The 13,885-nt window shown below is 67.2% G+C and carries 11 protein-coding genes; 5 read left to right on the top strand and 6 right to left on the bottom strand.

Annotated elements, in window-relative coordinates; genetic code table 11:
* Positions 1–307: 307 nt before the first annotated feature.
* Complete coding sequence (locus Q4A20_RS10685; protein WP_303122816.1) at positions 308–2,131, bottom strand: hypothetical protein; 1,824 nt, start codon at positions 2,129–2,131, stop codon at positions 308–310.
* A 351-nt stretch (positions 2,132–2,482) separates the two neighbouring features.
* Here Q4A20_RS10685 and Q4A20_RS10680 point away from each other — a divergent pair, with 351 nt between their 5' ends.
* The 5 genes from Q4A20_RS10680 to Q4A20_RS10660 all read left to right on the top strand — a co-directional run bounded on the left by Q4A20_RS10680 (position 2,483) and on the right by Q4A20_RS10660 (position 7,258).
* Complete coding sequence (locus Q4A20_RS10680) at positions 2,483–3,151, top strand: TetR/AcrR family transcriptional regulator (protein WP_303122814.1); 669 nt, start codon at positions 2,483–2,485, stop codon at positions 3,149–3,151.
* Between the two features lie 308 nt (positions 3,152–3,459).
* Positions 3,460–4,887, top strand: coding sequence for an MFS transporter (locus Q4A20_RS10675; RefSeq protein WP_303122812.1), 1,428 nt, complete (start codon positions 3,460–3,462; stop codon positions 4,885–4,887).
* Positions 4,888–4,989: 102 nt separating this feature from the next.
* A complete protein-coding gene (locus tag Q4A20_RS10670) occupies positions 4,990–5,991 on the top strand; it encodes a nucleoside hydrolase (RefSeq protein ID WP_303122810.1) in 1,002 nt (333 codons plus the stop codon).
* The gene (locus Q4A20_RS10665; RefSeq protein WP_303122809.1) at positions 5,976–6,653 is read left to right on the top strand and encodes a carboxylesterase family protein; all 678 of its coding nucleotides are present in this window, start codon (positions 5,976–5,978) and stop codon (positions 6,651–6,653) included. Before Q4A20_RS10670 ends, Q4A20_RS10665 begins: the two co-directional genes overlap by 16 nt.
* On the top strand, positions 6,617–7,258 hold the full coding sequence (locus Q4A20_RS10660) for a carboxylesterase family protein (RefSeq protein WP_303122808.1): 642 nt from the start codon (positions 6,617–6,619) through the stop codon (positions 7,256–7,258). Before Q4A20_RS10665 ends, Q4A20_RS10660 begins: the two co-directional genes overlap by 37 nt.
* A 1,105-nt stretch (positions 7,259–8,363) precedes the next feature.
* On the opposite strand, the gene Q4A20_RS10655 is transcribed toward Q4A20_RS10660, so the two are convergent.
* From Q4A20_RS10655 to Q4A20_RS10635, 5 genes are all read right to left on the bottom strand, one after another.
* The gene (locus tag Q4A20_RS10655; RefSeq protein WP_303122806.1) at positions 8,364–9,314 is read right to left on the bottom strand and encodes a sugar-binding transcriptional regulator; all 951 of its coding nucleotides are present in this window, start codon (positions 9,312–9,314) and stop codon (positions 8,364–8,366) included.
* A 128-nt stretch (positions 9,315–9,442) separates the two neighbouring features.
* Complete coding sequence (locus Q4A20_RS10650) at positions 9,443–10,393, bottom strand: transketolase family protein (protein WP_303122804.1); 951 nt, start codon at positions 10,391–10,393, stop codon at positions 9,443–9,445.
* A complete protein-coding gene (locus Q4A20_RS10645) occupies positions 10,390–11,268 on the bottom strand; it encodes a transketolase (RefSeq protein WP_303122802.1) in 879 nt (292 codons plus the stop codon). The genes Q4A20_RS10650 and Q4A20_RS10645 overlap by 4 nt, the downstream gene beginning before the upstream one ends.
* Before the next feature lie 57 nt (positions 11,269–11,325).
* The gene (locus Q4A20_RS10640; RefSeq protein WP_303122800.1) at positions 11,326–12,309 is read right to left on the bottom strand and encodes a sugar phosphate isomerase/epimerase; all 984 of its coding nucleotides are present in this window, start codon (positions 12,307–12,309) and stop codon (positions 11,326–11,328) included.
* Between the two features lie 103 nt (positions 12,310–12,412).
* On the bottom strand, positions 12,413–13,882 hold the full coding sequence (locus tag Q4A20_RS10635) for a glycerol kinase (RefSeq protein WP_303122798.1): 1,470 nt from the start codon (positions 13,880–13,882) through the stop codon (positions 12,413–12,415).
* Positions 13,883–13,885: the final 3 nt, after the last annotated feature.

The following is a 13,885-nucleotide window of genomic DNA, read 5'->3' as shown; positions in this document are numbered from 1 at the left end:
ATCCGCCCCTACCTGTAAGCAACAACCCGCTTACACAGAAAACTTGACAGGCTCCTGCATCACGGTGGCGTGCCCGCCCCGGCGGCGCGACCCCGACTCGCAGACCTCACCACCGGGCACAACACGTCACCACCCGGCCAAACCGCCAAGCCCCGAACCCGGCACGCCACTACCACCACCCACCAACGGCTCGCCGATCTCAGCACGTAACTTCTACCGACCTCGGCACGTAACCAAGGGCGCCCCGCCCACCCGCGGGAGCGCCGGCCACCGACCACCGAAAACCTCTCCGCCGCCTCCCTCACGATCAGACGTCTATGTGATCGTGTACGGCCACATCGATCAACTCCACGCGTCCATCGGGCAACCGCCAGAAGTGCAGCCTCCGCGCCGAAGGAGTCTTGACCTGTACAGCCACGCGGAAGGCGATCGCACCGTCCTCACGCATACGTACCTGCCCGCTGTGAGTACCCATACGCAGCCGATGCAGCTGCCGCGCCGGAATATCCTTCACCCGCCCGGTGAGCACCTCAACCACCACTCGCAGAACCCGCTCGTGGTCCACCCCCTCCAACGAGTTCAATGATTCGATGAAACCGGGGCTCACAATGTACTCCGGGGGAAGCGGCCACTGCTTCTTGTCCTGCGCGGGAGTCAACTGCGCCCAGGCCAGATAGATCTCATGGCGGAGCTGATCCTCAGGGTCGAGGAACAGCGCCTGCTCGGTGCGGAGGGATCGCTCCCCTTCGGCTGCTGCGCCCCGCGTTCCGTCTCGTTCTGACTCATGCCGCGCAAGCTTGCGGGAGGCACTGCGATGCTGCGACATGGAGTGCTGAAGCCGCTCAGTCAGTTGCGTCACGCTGTGGGTGGCCTCGCGGTGAAGCTGCCTGGTCAGCGACAGCTCCATGCGGAGTTGGTCGACTTGTTCGCGTTCCCGCTCCAGGCGGTCCGCAAGCCGCGCCAGGTTCTCACGCGCACCCGCCAGGCTGCGTTCCAGCTCAATGATGCGCCGCCCCCGGGCATCTCCCTCGGCTATCCCACCCACAGCCAGGGGCGAGGGCGCCGAGCCGCCGTCACCCTGAACGTATTCGGCAGAAGCACCGGTCGAGACGACGTCCGGGCGGGTCATGTCACCCGATGGATGCGGCTCCTCCTCGGCCAGGTCAACCTCTTGTCCGGCTATGTAGTCAGCGCCCTCCCAGGCGGCGGTTCCCGTCTCCTCCAACCAGGGGGGCCCTCCAGGAAGCAGGCTCGGTGCGGCACGTACCTGCTCGTCGTCGTCGACATCATCCATGGACAGCGAAAGCCCGTCCTCAATGGTCTCGACGCGGGCGCGCACCACCGCACCGATCCAGAACAGGTCATCCAGACTGTCGAAGGGATTCGGAGTCACACGGGCCTTGGGAATGCGCACAGCCATTCGCGGATACGGCTCGACGATCAGCTCGTCAGGTGTCATCGCAGACACCCGCACCAGGACAACCTCTCCCACCCGCAGTCCGTCCAGCGCACGTTCTGGCGGTAGGACATTCGCCGAGACATCGAGGTAGCCGGTCGTGACGTCGCGCGTGCCTTCGACGTGCTGACCCTCGGCTACGAGCTGGCCGATGGTCACATCGAGCGCGGGCACGGAGTCCTCCGGCGATATCGTTGCCAGCGTTGAGTCCTCACCGTCTCCTTCGACCAGCGCACGGGAGGGAGGGACAAGCATCTTGACAGTCCCCTTGAACTCCCGCGTCACCGCGAGCCGCTCCTCACGGGGCAGCGCTCGGGCGAGTTCTCCGATCAAACCATCGGTCGCCCGGCGCCCGGACTCGGGATCATGCACCAGGAACAGCCTGGAACGGCTCCAATCAGTGATCCAGTCCAGATCCGGCGTGTATATCCGGCCTGCGCCGCCGTACACCTGTGTGTAGTCGGGCATGGCATCCGCGAATGCGAATGAGGCGCGTCCCGTGACCAGCACATAGACCGGGATGACTCCGCGCCCGTAGCGGGCCAGGGCGGCGGCGTCGATGAGCGGTTGCTCACTTCCCGCCGGAGTGGACACCACGGCTACAGCGGTCCGACGATCCTTGCGCAGGAGAAGGGCGGCGAGCTCACGGGCCTGATCCGGCGTCGACACCACCACCGGTTCAGGTGTGCTTGGGGGAGCCGCTTCATCGGGCGCCACGGGGCGCCTCTTGGCCGCTCGTTTGTCCTTCCGCCTCCGTTTGACCACAGCCGCCTCCCGGGGTACCTCTCTCTTGACCGATGTCTTCAGGGCCGACAGGCAACTATTGTCCCACGCCGGTCTCGCCGTGATCACACCGTCTCGCCCGCCGCGGTTGAGCCGAGGGCGGATTCACCTGTGATCAAACCGGTGCGTTTGGGCGTGTCCGACCCCGGAGGCTCGCTATATTGCGAACTGGGAACGCTCTGCCTCGTCCCTGCGGGTGATCAAGGGACGCGCCGCCGCATCGACCGATCCCTGGAGGTCAACATGGCACAACTCAATGACTCCACGGCACCGATCAAGGGTGCCCTGGGCGACGCCCTGCTGGAACTCATGGCGAGCAAGCCACTGCAGAAGATCAGCGCCAGCGAGATCGCCCGGCATGCCGGGCTGGGGCGGGTGACGTACTTCCGTCACTTCTCCTCCAAGGAGGAGGTACTGGCATACAAGTACCGCGCCGCCTGGCAGGACTTCGCGGCACGGCATTGGTACGACCAGGAGGACGACCGTTCGAACGCTATAGCCCTGTCCCGTTTCTGCCTACAGGTGCGGAGCATCAATGACACGATCTATGGCGCGGGCCTGGAGAGCATCCTGCTCAGGGTGGTGCTGGAGGTGTTCGACGGCGAAGGATCCGCCGACCGCGCCACAACTGCCGACGCTTCCCCGGTGTCCGCGCGCCGCGCACAGTACCTGCGCCGCTTCAAGACCTACGGTCTGTTCGGATTCATCGACACCTGGATCCGCGGCGGCTATCAGGAGTCGCCCGAGGAGGTGGCCGCCGAGTACGTGTTCTGCCTGAACCCCGAAATCGAATCCCTGGGGACGCGCGGCGGCGGACGTCGAACCGGCGGAAGAGCGGCGCGGATGCGCCGGTTGCAACGCATCCGCGAAGCCAAGGCCATGCGCACCCCCCATCCGCACATCATCAACTAACGTGCCCGCAAACAGTCCCAGCGCAAAGCCGCGCCCCAAGTCCAGAGCCCGGCCCCAGTAGGGTGCCGGGCCCCTGTCAGGCCCGAGCGAACCGCTCCTCGAGACCAAGCCCTCCGCCCGTGCCGCATACCGAGCAGTCCAGGGGCTGTCTTGCCCGAGCGAACCGCCCTTGACGCCAATACCTAGGCCCCTTGACGTCGCGTATTCATTCACGATTGAATACACCTACCGGTCGGAAACCGACTACGCGCCCCGTGCTGTCAGCCCACGCACGCGTGGCGGCCGGCACACACGAGCGAAGGAGCCGCATGTCAACAAGCACTGACCCTCGACTGGAGGAACCCACGCGCCCCGGTACCTCCGCCAAGTATCTGGGCGGGCGCCCGTACTACCAGTACCTGATCTCCTTCGTCATCGCCGGCGTCTTCCTGTACGCCTGCTACTCGGCGCTGGCGGCGATCCTGCTGCCCAACACCGTGCAGACGATCGAGTTCCAGCACTACTTCTCGGGCACCACCGTCACCACCCTGGACCAGCTAACCGAGCTGACCAACCTGGCCAATGACGTCAACGCCGGCACGGTCACCGCCACCTCCGAACAGGCGCACCTGCTGGACCTGCTGAAGCAGTACGAGGCCGCTCGGGCCTCCTCGATCTCCAACATGATGATCGTCGGCTCCTTCTTCACGCTGTTCGCCCAGCCCATCGTCGGCGTCATCTCCGACCGCTGGCGCTCCCGCTGGGGCCGGCGCGCCTTCTGGATCGTGGCCGGAGCGGTTGCCGGAGCGGCCTTCATGATCGGCCTGCGCTACTCCACCACCGTACTAATGCTCACCGTATTCTGGACCACGGCCCAGGTCTCCCTGAACTTCATGCAGGCCCCCCTGTCGACCACGGTGGCGGACCGGATCCCCACCGAGAAGACCGGCACGGTCTCCGGCCTGTCCGGCATCGGGATGATGGCCGGCTTCACCGGCGGCTCCGTGGTTGCCGGCGTTCTCATGAACTCACTGGGCCTGGATGCCTACTTCGTGTTCGCCATCGCCGTCGTAGTTGGCGCCCTGATCTTCGTCACCTTCGCCAAGGACCGCTCCTCCAAGGACCTGGAACTGCGCCCCTTCGACTGGATCGCCTTCTTCAAGGGCTTCCTGATCCCGCTGCGCGACCACGACTTCCGCTGGGTCTGGATCGCCCGGTTCATGATGTTCTTCGGCTACACCGCGGTCACCAACTACAACCTGTACATCATTCAGTCCCACCTGCGCCCCGCCCACACCGCCGCCGAGGCGAACACGATCGTGGCCACGCTGTCGCTCGCTGCCCTGCCGGTGCAACTCCTCATGCTGGCCTTCGCGGGCAAGCTCTCCGACAAGGCCAAGCGGCGTAAGCCCTTCGTCATCGGCGCCTCCGTGGTCATCGCCCTGGACATGCTGGTCCCCCTGCTGTTCCCGACGCTGCCGATGTACTACTTCTTCTACATCCTCCTAGCGGCGGCCTACGGCATGTATATGGCGGTTGACGTCGCCCTGTTCATTGACGTTCTGCCCGACCCCGACGCCGCCGGCCGTGACCTGGGCGTGGCCAACGTGGCCTCCAACATCGGCCAGATGCTGGCCCCCTTCGTGGCCGGCCAGCTGGTAGCCCGCACCGGAGGCTACTCCAGCATCTTCATCACGGCGGTGATCGCCGTAGCCATCAGCGCCGTGGCCATTGTTCCGGTCCGCAAGGTCAAGTGACCGCGGGTGGCGGCATCGGTCCGACCGGATCGGTGCCGCCACCCCCCACCCACCGACACCCAATACCGTGTGATTCGATCCCTATTGCAAAGGAGCAAGACAATGACCGCCGCCTCTAAGACCTGGACCCCCGGTTCTCTCCCCTGGCTCGCCGAGGCCGACCGGCTTCCCGGCGTGACTGCCCGCACCCGCGTAATCATCGACAACGACTTCGCCGGCGACCCCGACGACCTGTTCGCCCTCGCCCACCACCTGCTCGTTGAAGGCACCGAGGTGCGCGGCGTCGTCATCTCCCGTCTGCGCGAGGACGATCCGTGGAACCGCACCGACTCCTCCGTACGTGCCGGCCGTGAACGCGTCGAGACCCTGCTGGCCACGATGGGCGTTACCGGCGTCGACCTGTACGACGGCGATGACCGCGGCTTCGGCGCCTACGACGGCCCCACCGCGGCCTCCCGATTCATAGTCGACGAAGCAATGCGCGGCGATGACCGTCCCCTGTTCCTCGTCGCCGGTGGCTCCTTGGGCGACGTAGCCCGCGCCTTCAAGGCTGAACCCGCCATCGCCGAGCGTCTGACGCTCATTTGGATCGGCGGCGGGGAGCACCCCGGACTTGCATACGTGCCCGAGGGCGGCACGGATATGGAGTACAACCTGGCTCTCGACGCGGCGAGCGCTCGTTACGTCTTCAACGACACCGAGGCCCGCATCTGGCAGATTCCGCGCGATGTGTACCGCTCTGCCACCGTGTCCATGCCGACCATTCGCCGTGGCTGCGCCCGCGCGGGAGGAGTCGGCACCTACCTGCTGGATGAGCTGAACCAGGTGCGCGAGATGGTTTCGGGCATGGCGCACCCGGGGGCCACCTATGTGCTCGGCGACCAGCCGCTCGTGCTGCTGTCCTCGCTGCAGACCACCTTCGAGCCCGACGCCGCCTCCTCCTACTACGACGTGATTCCCACGCCCCGTATAGCCGACGACGGCACCTACCGGTATCCGCAAAACACCCGCCCGATGCGCCGCTACCGGCGCATCGACAACCGGCTGCTGTTCGACGACATGTTCGACTCCCTGGCCGCTCTGGCCGAATGGATGGAGAGCTGAAAGGAAGGAGCGGCAATGTACAGCTCCGTAGTCGTTCCTACCATCCATGGGCCGGTCCGTGGACGGGTAGCGGAGGGCGTAGCCGCCTTCAAGAGCATCCGCTACGGAGCCGACACCGATCGGACAGGCCGGTACTCGTTTTGGTCCACTCGGGCGCATACTCCTCCAACTCGGGCTCCTCGCCTTCCATCGACGGCGGTAATCTCGCCGGCGAGCACGACCTGGTGGTGGTCGCCTTCAACCACCTACTCGGGGCGCTCGGCTACACGCAGGTAGTTGATCCAACGGCGGAACCGGACTCCCCCTACGCCGCATCCGGCAACGTCGGCATGCTCGATGTTGTGGCGATGCTGACCTGGGTACGGGACAACATCGCCGCCTTCGGCGGCGATGCCTCGCGGATCACCGTGGCTGGCCAGAGCGGCGGGGCCATGAAGATCTCCATTCTCATGGCCATGCCGTCCGCGGCCGGACTGTTCCACCGCGCCGTATTGTGTTCGAGTGCCACCACGCTGGCGCGTCCGCTCGACGACGCTCTGCAGACCGGACGCCGGTTACGTGCCTGCGCCGGACTTCCCGAAGATGGGTCCGCCACTGAGCTGCCGGGCTCCCAATCCAGGACTTCATGCGTGCCTCGTTCGACGCCGTGGGCATTTCCATGACCACCTTCTCCCCGGTCATCGACGGAAGTACACTGCCCTGCGCCCCGTTCGCGCCTGGCGCGTTGGCATTGTCCGCCCATGTGCCTGCAATAGTCGGTGATCTAGACACCGAGGCAGCGTTGTTCCTCGCAGAAAGTCACGACGAACTCAAGGCGCAGGGGCTCGGTGGACTGCGCCGGGCATTGACAGCCGCATTGGGCGGGCAGATGGCGGAGGAGTTCCTGGCGGCCCTGCACGCCTCGCACCCAAACGCCGACCCCTACGAACTGGCGCTCCGGGCCGCCTCCGACCTGGCCTTCTGTGTCCATACACGCACTGTGGTTCAGAGACGAGTCGCCTGGGCGCAGGCACACGGCGGTGCACCCACCTGGCGCTACCGCATCACTTGGCGCACCCCGGTGGACGACGGCATCTACATGTCTACGCACGAGCTAGACGTCGCTCTCGCCTTCGGCAATGTGGACGCGGCTCGCGGTCTCAACGGCGGAGGAGACGAAGCCTGGGTACTGTCGCGCGATATAGGCTCGATCTGGGCGAACTTCGCCGGCGACGGCGACCCGTGCGGCCGCCAACGAACCGGCTCCGTAGCCTCTTGGCCCGCTTGAGAGTCGGCCGTCCCCCATACGCTCCTGCTCACGCCAACGCCTCAGTCGGCCGGGGACGTGGACGCGGCCGAGTTCGACGCAATCGCTACCACCGTGCATGGCGAGGTGAATTGGCTGGAGGCGGTGCACGCACGATGATCAGGCGTCATCAGCCACGCCGGTTCGGGGGGCGTGATGTGTCCGGGTGTCCCGCGGTTGGGCGGAATGTCCGAAATAGGCACAAACGACTCCGACGTCTCTGGCGGCCGCAGGCAGAACGTTGGAATCATGCGGTCTCCAGATCGGCCCCAGCAGTCACCGACGGCCTTTGTGCCGATTCAGGACATTTTGGGCCGCCGCGCACGGGATTCGGCGCCAACGGCGGGCCGCGGACGGACGGGTCCCCTACTTGGACCGCGTTCCCCCCGTTGGACCGCCTGAGACTGCGTCTAGGGCGGTCCAAGCAGAGCTGAGCGGTCCGAGTAAGGCCCGGCGCGGGTCCGCCGACCGAAGCGCAAACAGCCACACACCCCAACCCCACCAACACACCCTCACACCGGAAGAGCCGAATGAACCTGCCCGTGCCGTCGCGCCAGGTATCGGTTTGTGCTCCGGAGGGTGCGTGCCGTCATTGCAGGGGGGCCGGCTGTGGGGCTCCTGGCCGGAGGGCCTTGCCTCTTAGGCGAGTCCCTGCGGCCGGCGTTGCCCGGGCGCAGGAGTCCTCCTGTCAGACACGAGTAAGCCGTCAAAGACACGCGTTTTGGCCTTCTGCACGGGTTCTACACGTGCAAAACTCCAAAACGCGTGTTCATGGCCGCAAACCCGTGTTCGTGCAGACAACTCGTGTTCGTGGTGCGAGGCCTTACAGCGGCCGCCAACCAAACAACGGGCGGCGATCCACCTCATGAGGGTTACTCACGGCACTGACGGCACCCCGCACAATCACAACCTTTCCCCACAATCGCGCACAAAGCACACAAACTCCACAGCGGCGGGTCACCCCTATGAAGAACCCGCCCGATCTCATCGACGAGGCCGTTGCCCTAGCCGGGTAGGTCGGCAGGCGGCTCGTTGTCGGGCCATATCGGAAGGCAAACGCCGTCGCCAGCCGGTCGCCGGTCGCCCGTCACTCCTCCAGCAGCGCCCGCGCCGTTGTGGCGTCGGTGATGAGGATGTTCACCCAGCCGCCGTGCAGGGCGGCGCGGATGGCGGCGTGCTTGCGTTGGCCGCCCGCTGCCGCCACTCGGCGCGGGATGGCGCGCAGTTGAGCCGCATCCGCCCCCACCAGGCGGCGGTCGAAGCCGGAGTCCACATGGGCGCCGTCGGCGTCGAAGTAGCGCAGGCACACGTCCCCGACTGCGCCCGCCGCGCGCAACTCCTCACGGTCGGAGTCGGAGAAGATGTTGCCGGACTCGCGCAGCAACGCGGAGGGTTCAAGGCTGCCGATGCCCACCAGGGCGATGGTGACCTGCGGCAACAGATCGAGCACGCGCAGGACGGACGGGTCATTGCGCAGCTCGGCGGCAGCCGCCGAAGTGCCCAGCACCGCCGGCGAGGGGAAGAACTCGGGTGCGGCCCCGGTGGCCCGGGCCAGCAGATCGATCATGCGGGTGGCCTTGACCTGCACGGTGGGGTTCCCGATACCGCCGAAGAGCTGTACCACCGCGGTGGCCACCCGGGTACGGAACGGCTGAAGCCGTTCGATCGCCGCCAGCCAGGTGGCGCTCCACGAGGACAACCCGATCAGGTCACCACCGGTGAGCGTAGTCTCCAGGTAAGTGGCGGCCGCGGCGGCGAGAGCGTTCTCAATCGTGGCCTCGTCCTCGCCGGCGTCCACCACCACGCACTCGTCCAAACCATGGCGCGCCTCGATCTCCTCCTCCAAAGAGGTGAAGGTGCCACTGGGAAGGGTGACGACGGTACGCACAATGCCCTCATCGACTGCGCGCTTCAGTAACCGGGAAACACGTGGTTGAGACACATGCAGCTCCGCCGCGATCTCGGATTGCTTGATCCCGTGCTCGTGATACATGCGCGCGATGCGGGCCATTAGGCGCAGTTGAGCGTCGTCATTCACCGGTGCGGCTCCTTTCCCGCGGCAGGATCTAGAGCCCAAACCTATCGCGATTGGACGGATTCCACGTGGATGCGGCCGGGACCGGACTGTCCGGTCCCGGCCGCATCGGCCAGTGGTGAGGGCGCGCGTCAGGCGAGCAGTTCCTTGGCGGCTGCGGCGATGCCGTCGGCGCTGATGCCCCAGTGGTCCATGAGCCACCCCTCGGAACCGGTGGGGGCGAAGGTGTCCGGGACACCGATCCGTTTGACCGGCACGGGATGGTTAGCGGTAACCACTTCGCTCACCGCTGCGCCGAGTCCGCCGGCGACGAGCCCCTCCTCAGCGGTGATGATCCGGCCCGTCTCCCGGGCGGCGGACAGCACCGCCTCCTCATCAAGTGGCTTGACACCCGCCATGGACAGCACGCGGGCGTGAATGCCGTCCGTGGCCAGTGCGTCGGCAGCGGCGAGCGCCCGGTGCAGCACGGTGCCGTTGGTGATGATGGTCAGGTGGTCGCCCTCCCGGAGCCTGGTGGCCCGCCCCGGGGTGAACACGTAGTCGTCGGTGTGGACGGCGGGCACCTTCATCCGGGAGATGCGGATGTAGACGGGGCCGTCGTGCTCGGTAACCGCCCAGCGGACGGCGGCGGCGGTCTCCACCGGATCTGCGGGAACGATCACCGTCATATTGGGGATGACCCGCATCCAGGCCACGTCCTCGGCGCTGTGGTGGGTGCTGCCGAGCTGCCCGTAGGCCAGACCCGGGCTCTGCGCGGTGAGCACCATGTGCCGGTAGGAGTAGGCGGCGTCGATCTTGACCTGTTCCATCGCCCGGGCGGACAGGAAGGAGCCGGCGCAGGAGACGATCGGCAGCCGCCCGCCGCCCTCGAGCCCTGCGGCCACACCCACCTGGTTCTGCTCGGCGATGCCGACGTTGATGATCCGTTCGGGGAAGCGCGTGGCGAAACCGCCGAGCTTGGAGGAGCCCACGGAGTCATTAACGACGGCGACGATGCGCTCATCCGCCTCCCCCAACTCCTCCAGGACCGCAGCGAAGGCGTCGCGGCAGTCGTACAAAACAGTCTCTTCGGTGGCGGTCATGCCAGTGCCTCCAGTTCTGCCAGGGCCTGCTCCACCTCGGCGTCGGTGGGCAGCTTGTGGTGCCAGGCGACGGCGTCGGACATGAAGGAGATCGGGTGCCCCTTGTGGGAGTGGGCGATGACGAAGGTGGGCTTGCCCGATGTGGCCGGCACGGCGGCGAAGACATCCAGCAGGGCGCCGATGTCATGCGCGTCCACGTCCACCACCTCCATGCCGAAGGCGCGGGCCTTGTCGTCCAGCGGAGTCAGATCGTTGGTGTCCTCGGTGGTGGCGCCCTGCTGGAGGTGGTTGCGGTCGGCCACCACGCAGAGGTTGGCCAGGCCGCGCTGGGAGGCGAACATGAGCGCCTCCCAGTTGGAGCCCTCCTGCAACTCCCCGTCTCCGGTGAGGACGAATACGCGGCGGGAAGAGCCGTCCAGCTGGGCGGCGATGGCCTGTCCGACGGCGATCGGCAGTCCATGCCCCAGCGGCCCGGTGTTGGCCTCGACGGCGGAGACCTCGAGGCGGTTGGGGTGGCCGTTGAGCCGCGAGTTCGGTTGCACGAAGGTTTCCAGCTCGGCCACATCCAAAAGGCCGGCGGCGGCAAGCGTGGTGTACAGGGCGCAGGCCGCATGCCCCTTCGAAAGGATCAGGCGGTCGCGCTCGGGGTCCCGCAGGTTCTCCGGAGTTACGTTCAGCACGTGCAGGTAGAGGGTGGCCAGCACGTCCGTGATGGAGAACTCTCCGCCTAGGTGGCCCATGCGGGCGTTCGCCACCAGGGCGAGGTCCTTGCGGCGAATGAGACGGGCGCCCTGACTGATATGCGCGATCACCTCCTCCCGGCTCATGCCGGGCGTGGTACGCCCGACTACCGGCAGATCAACAGAGACTGTCATAACGCTTTGCTCCTAATGATGCTCACGATGATGCTCTGAGGTCGGCAGGCCGACCCCTCAGGCCATGCAGGTCAGCAGGGCGTCCTGGACGACCCGCTGCGCGGCGAGCGGGTCCTGCCGAGCCTGGGCATCGGCGAGGGCGGCCTCGTCGAGGTTGTCCAGGGCGCGGTGCAGGGCCTTGAGGAAGCGGATGGAGGTGCGGGCATTGTCGACCACGTCCTCGCGGAAGGGGAACTGGTCCAGCTGCCACACGCCCTCCCAGTTGTTCTTCTTCAGCGTGTGGAAGAACTCGAAGATCTCGGTGATGTGGACAGTGCCGACGACCATGTCGTCGTCCCAGCCGCGGTAGTTGTCGTTGACATCCATGCCCCACAGCAGGCCGTGGTCGATGAGCAGCTGGGCGGCCTCGGCCGGGGCCTCGCCGCCGAACAGGGCGTGCCCGAAGTCGAGGAGCACGCCGACGTTGTCCACCCCCATCTGCTGGATGCCGAGCACAGTCTTGGCGGCCGATGACCAGAACATGTGGGTGCGGGGCTCGCGGGGCTTGTACTCGATGACGAACTTCAGGTCCGGGTTGGCCCGGGCCAGCTCCCGCATGCCCTCCACAGCCAGGCGGCTGAGTTCCTTGTAGTCCACCTGGAAGGGGTAGTCGAAGCCGTCCTGCCCCGGCCAGATCTTGACGTAGCGGGCGCCGAGCTCGCGCACGGCGTCGGCGGCGCCCTGCATGAGGCGCATGGCGGAGGCGCGCTTGGCGGGGTCGGGGTTGGTGAAGGCGCCCATCTGGTGCTCACGCAGGTAGATGTCCGGGGTGACGCCGATGGCCTTCAGGCCGGTGCGCTCCAGGGAGGCCTTGACGTCGTCGAGGCCGACGCCGGCGGTGAAGGGATAGTTCAGGTCCACATAGCTGATGTCGCCGACCTCGGCGGCCAGCTCGATCTGCCGAATGGTGGAGCGGGGCTCCCCGTAGCCGTCGGTGGCGTAGCGGTCCACATAGGTGGCGAAGTTCCACAGGCCCGCGCCGAAAACAGGTGTGTCAGACATGATTGGTTCAACTCCAGTCGTGATTGTGTTGGTGTGTCGGTGTTTCTGTGTCGGAATTTGCGTGTTGGTGATCCGGTTGGGAAGGCGGCGCGGCCGCGCCGGCTCAGGCGGGCGTCGCCCGGGAGCGGGCCAGGGCCTCGCGCCACCCGGCGCGCGCGGCGGCGCGGGCGCCGTCGTCGAGCGCGGGACGGTAGCGGCGGCCCTCCTCCTGGGCGGCGGCGGGCGGTTCCCAGCCCAGGCGGGTGAAACCCATGAGGGCGGCCCCCAGCGCAGACACCTCCGCGTTGGCGGCCACGACGACGTCCCGGCCGAGCAGGTCCGCCTGGCACTGCATGAGTAGGCGGGAGGCGGTGGCGCCGCCGTCGGCGTGGATGATCTGCAGGCTGGAGGTGTCCAGGGCGTCGACGACGTCGGCGATCTGGTGGGCGACGGCCTCCAGGGCGGCGCGGGCGAGATGCCCGCGGCCGGCGCCGGCGGTCAGGCCCGAGATGATGCCGACGGCCCGGCGATCCCACCAGGGGGCGCCCAGCCCGGTGAAGGCGGGCACCAGGCTGATGCCGCCGGAGTCGGGCACGCCGGCGGCCAGCTCGTCCAGTTCGCGGCCGGGCTTTACGCTCAGCAGGCGGGCGGTCCAGTCCATGGCGGTGCCGGAAGCGACGATATTGCCCTCGTGCCCGTACATGGGGGTGTCGGTGAGCCAGGCCAGGGTGGTGGAAACGCCCCTGCGGATACCCCTGTCCGTGCCGGAGGGGATCATCACCGACGAGCCCGTGCCGTAGGTGGCCTTGCCCTCGGCGGTGGTGCGGCAGCCGTGGCCGAACAGGGCGGCGTGGGAGTCGCCGAGTACGCCCACGATCGGCACGCCGTCGGGCAGGAAGTCGAGGCCCGCCGTGGCGCCAAAGTCGGCATTGGAGGCGACGACGTCGGGAAGCACGGCGCGATCGATGCCGAACAGTTCGCACATGGCGGGCGACCAGTCGAGGGTGGCCAGGTCCAGCAGTAGCGTGCGGGAGGCGTTGCCGGCCTCCATGACGTAAGCGGCCTGGCCGGTCAGGCGACCGACCAGCCAGGAGTCCACGGTGCCCACGCGCACCGGGCCGGCGCCGACCCGGTCGAGCAGATAGCGCAGCTTGGGGGCGGAGAACATCGGGTCCAGGCTCAGGCCGGTGGTGGAGGCGACGGCGAACTCCCGTTCCGGGGAACGCAACCAGTCGCAGAACTCGGCGGTGCGCGAGTCCTGCCAGCCGAGCATGGGGGCCAGCGCCCGGCCGGTGGCACCGTCCCAGGCGACCACCGATTCGCGCTGGTTGGAGATGGCGATGCCCGCAGGAGTTCCTTCCACCCCGGCCAGGCACTCGCGGATGGCGGCACACTGTGCGGCCCAGACGGCGTCGGCGTCCTGCTCCACCCAGCCGGGACGCGGGTAGGAGACGGCCACGGCGGCCGAACCGGAGGCGAGGATCGAGCCGTCGGGGGCGATGGCGAAGGCCTTCGCGTTGGTGGTGCCCTCATCCAGGGCAAGTACGTAGGGGATCGCCTTCCCCGCTTGTGCCCGCGAAGCCGCGTTATTCATGCG

This window comes from Actinomyces sp. (genome assembly GCF_030530635.1).
In the GTDB taxonomy this organism is placed as follows: domain Bacteria; phylum Actinomycetota; class Actinomycetes; order Actinomycetales; family Actinomycetaceae; genus Actinomyces.
The sequence above is the reverse complement of the archived record's forward strand: the minus strand, read 5'-3'. Positions and strand labels throughout refer to the sequence as shown.

Bases quoted from the DNA above. Each gene is read 5' to 3' on its own strand.
- Q4A20_RS10680 (WP_303122814.1), top strand. From the start codon at position 2,483: ATGGCACAACTCAATGACTCCACGGCACCGATCAAGGGTGCCCTGGGC.
- Q4A20_RS10675 (WP_303122812.1), top strand. From the start codon at position 3,460: ATGTCAACAAGCACTGACCCTCGACTGGAGGAACCCACGCGCCCCGGT.
- Q4A20_RS10670 (WP_303122810.1), top strand. From the start codon at position 4,990: ATGACCGCCGCCTCTAAGACCTGGACCCCCGGTTCTCTCCCCTGGCTC.
- Q4A20_RS10665 (WP_303122809.1), top strand. From the start codon at position 5,976: ATGGATGGAGAGCTGAAAGGAAGGAGCGGCAATGTACAGCTCCGTAGT.
- Q4A20_RS10660 (WP_303122808.1), top strand. From the start codon at position 6,617: ATGCGTGCCTCGTTCGACGCCGTGGGCATTTCCATGACCACCTTCTCC.
- Q4A20_RS10650 (WP_303122804.1), bottom strand. From the start codon at position 10,393: ATGACCGCCACCGAAGAGACTGTTTTGTACGACTGCCGCGACGCCTTC.
- Q4A20_RS10645 (WP_303122802.1), bottom strand. From the start codon at position 11,268: ATGACAGTCTCTGTTGATCTGCCGGTAGTCGGGCGTACCACGCCCGGC.
- Q4A20_RS10640 (WP_303122800.1), bottom strand. From the start codon at position 12,309: ATGTCTGACACACCTGTTTTCGGCGCGGGCCTGTGGAACTTCGCCACC.
- Q4A20_RS10635 (WP_303122798.1), bottom strand. From the start codon at position 13,882: ATGAATAACGCGGCTTCGCGGGCACAAGCGGGGAAGGCGATCCCCTAC.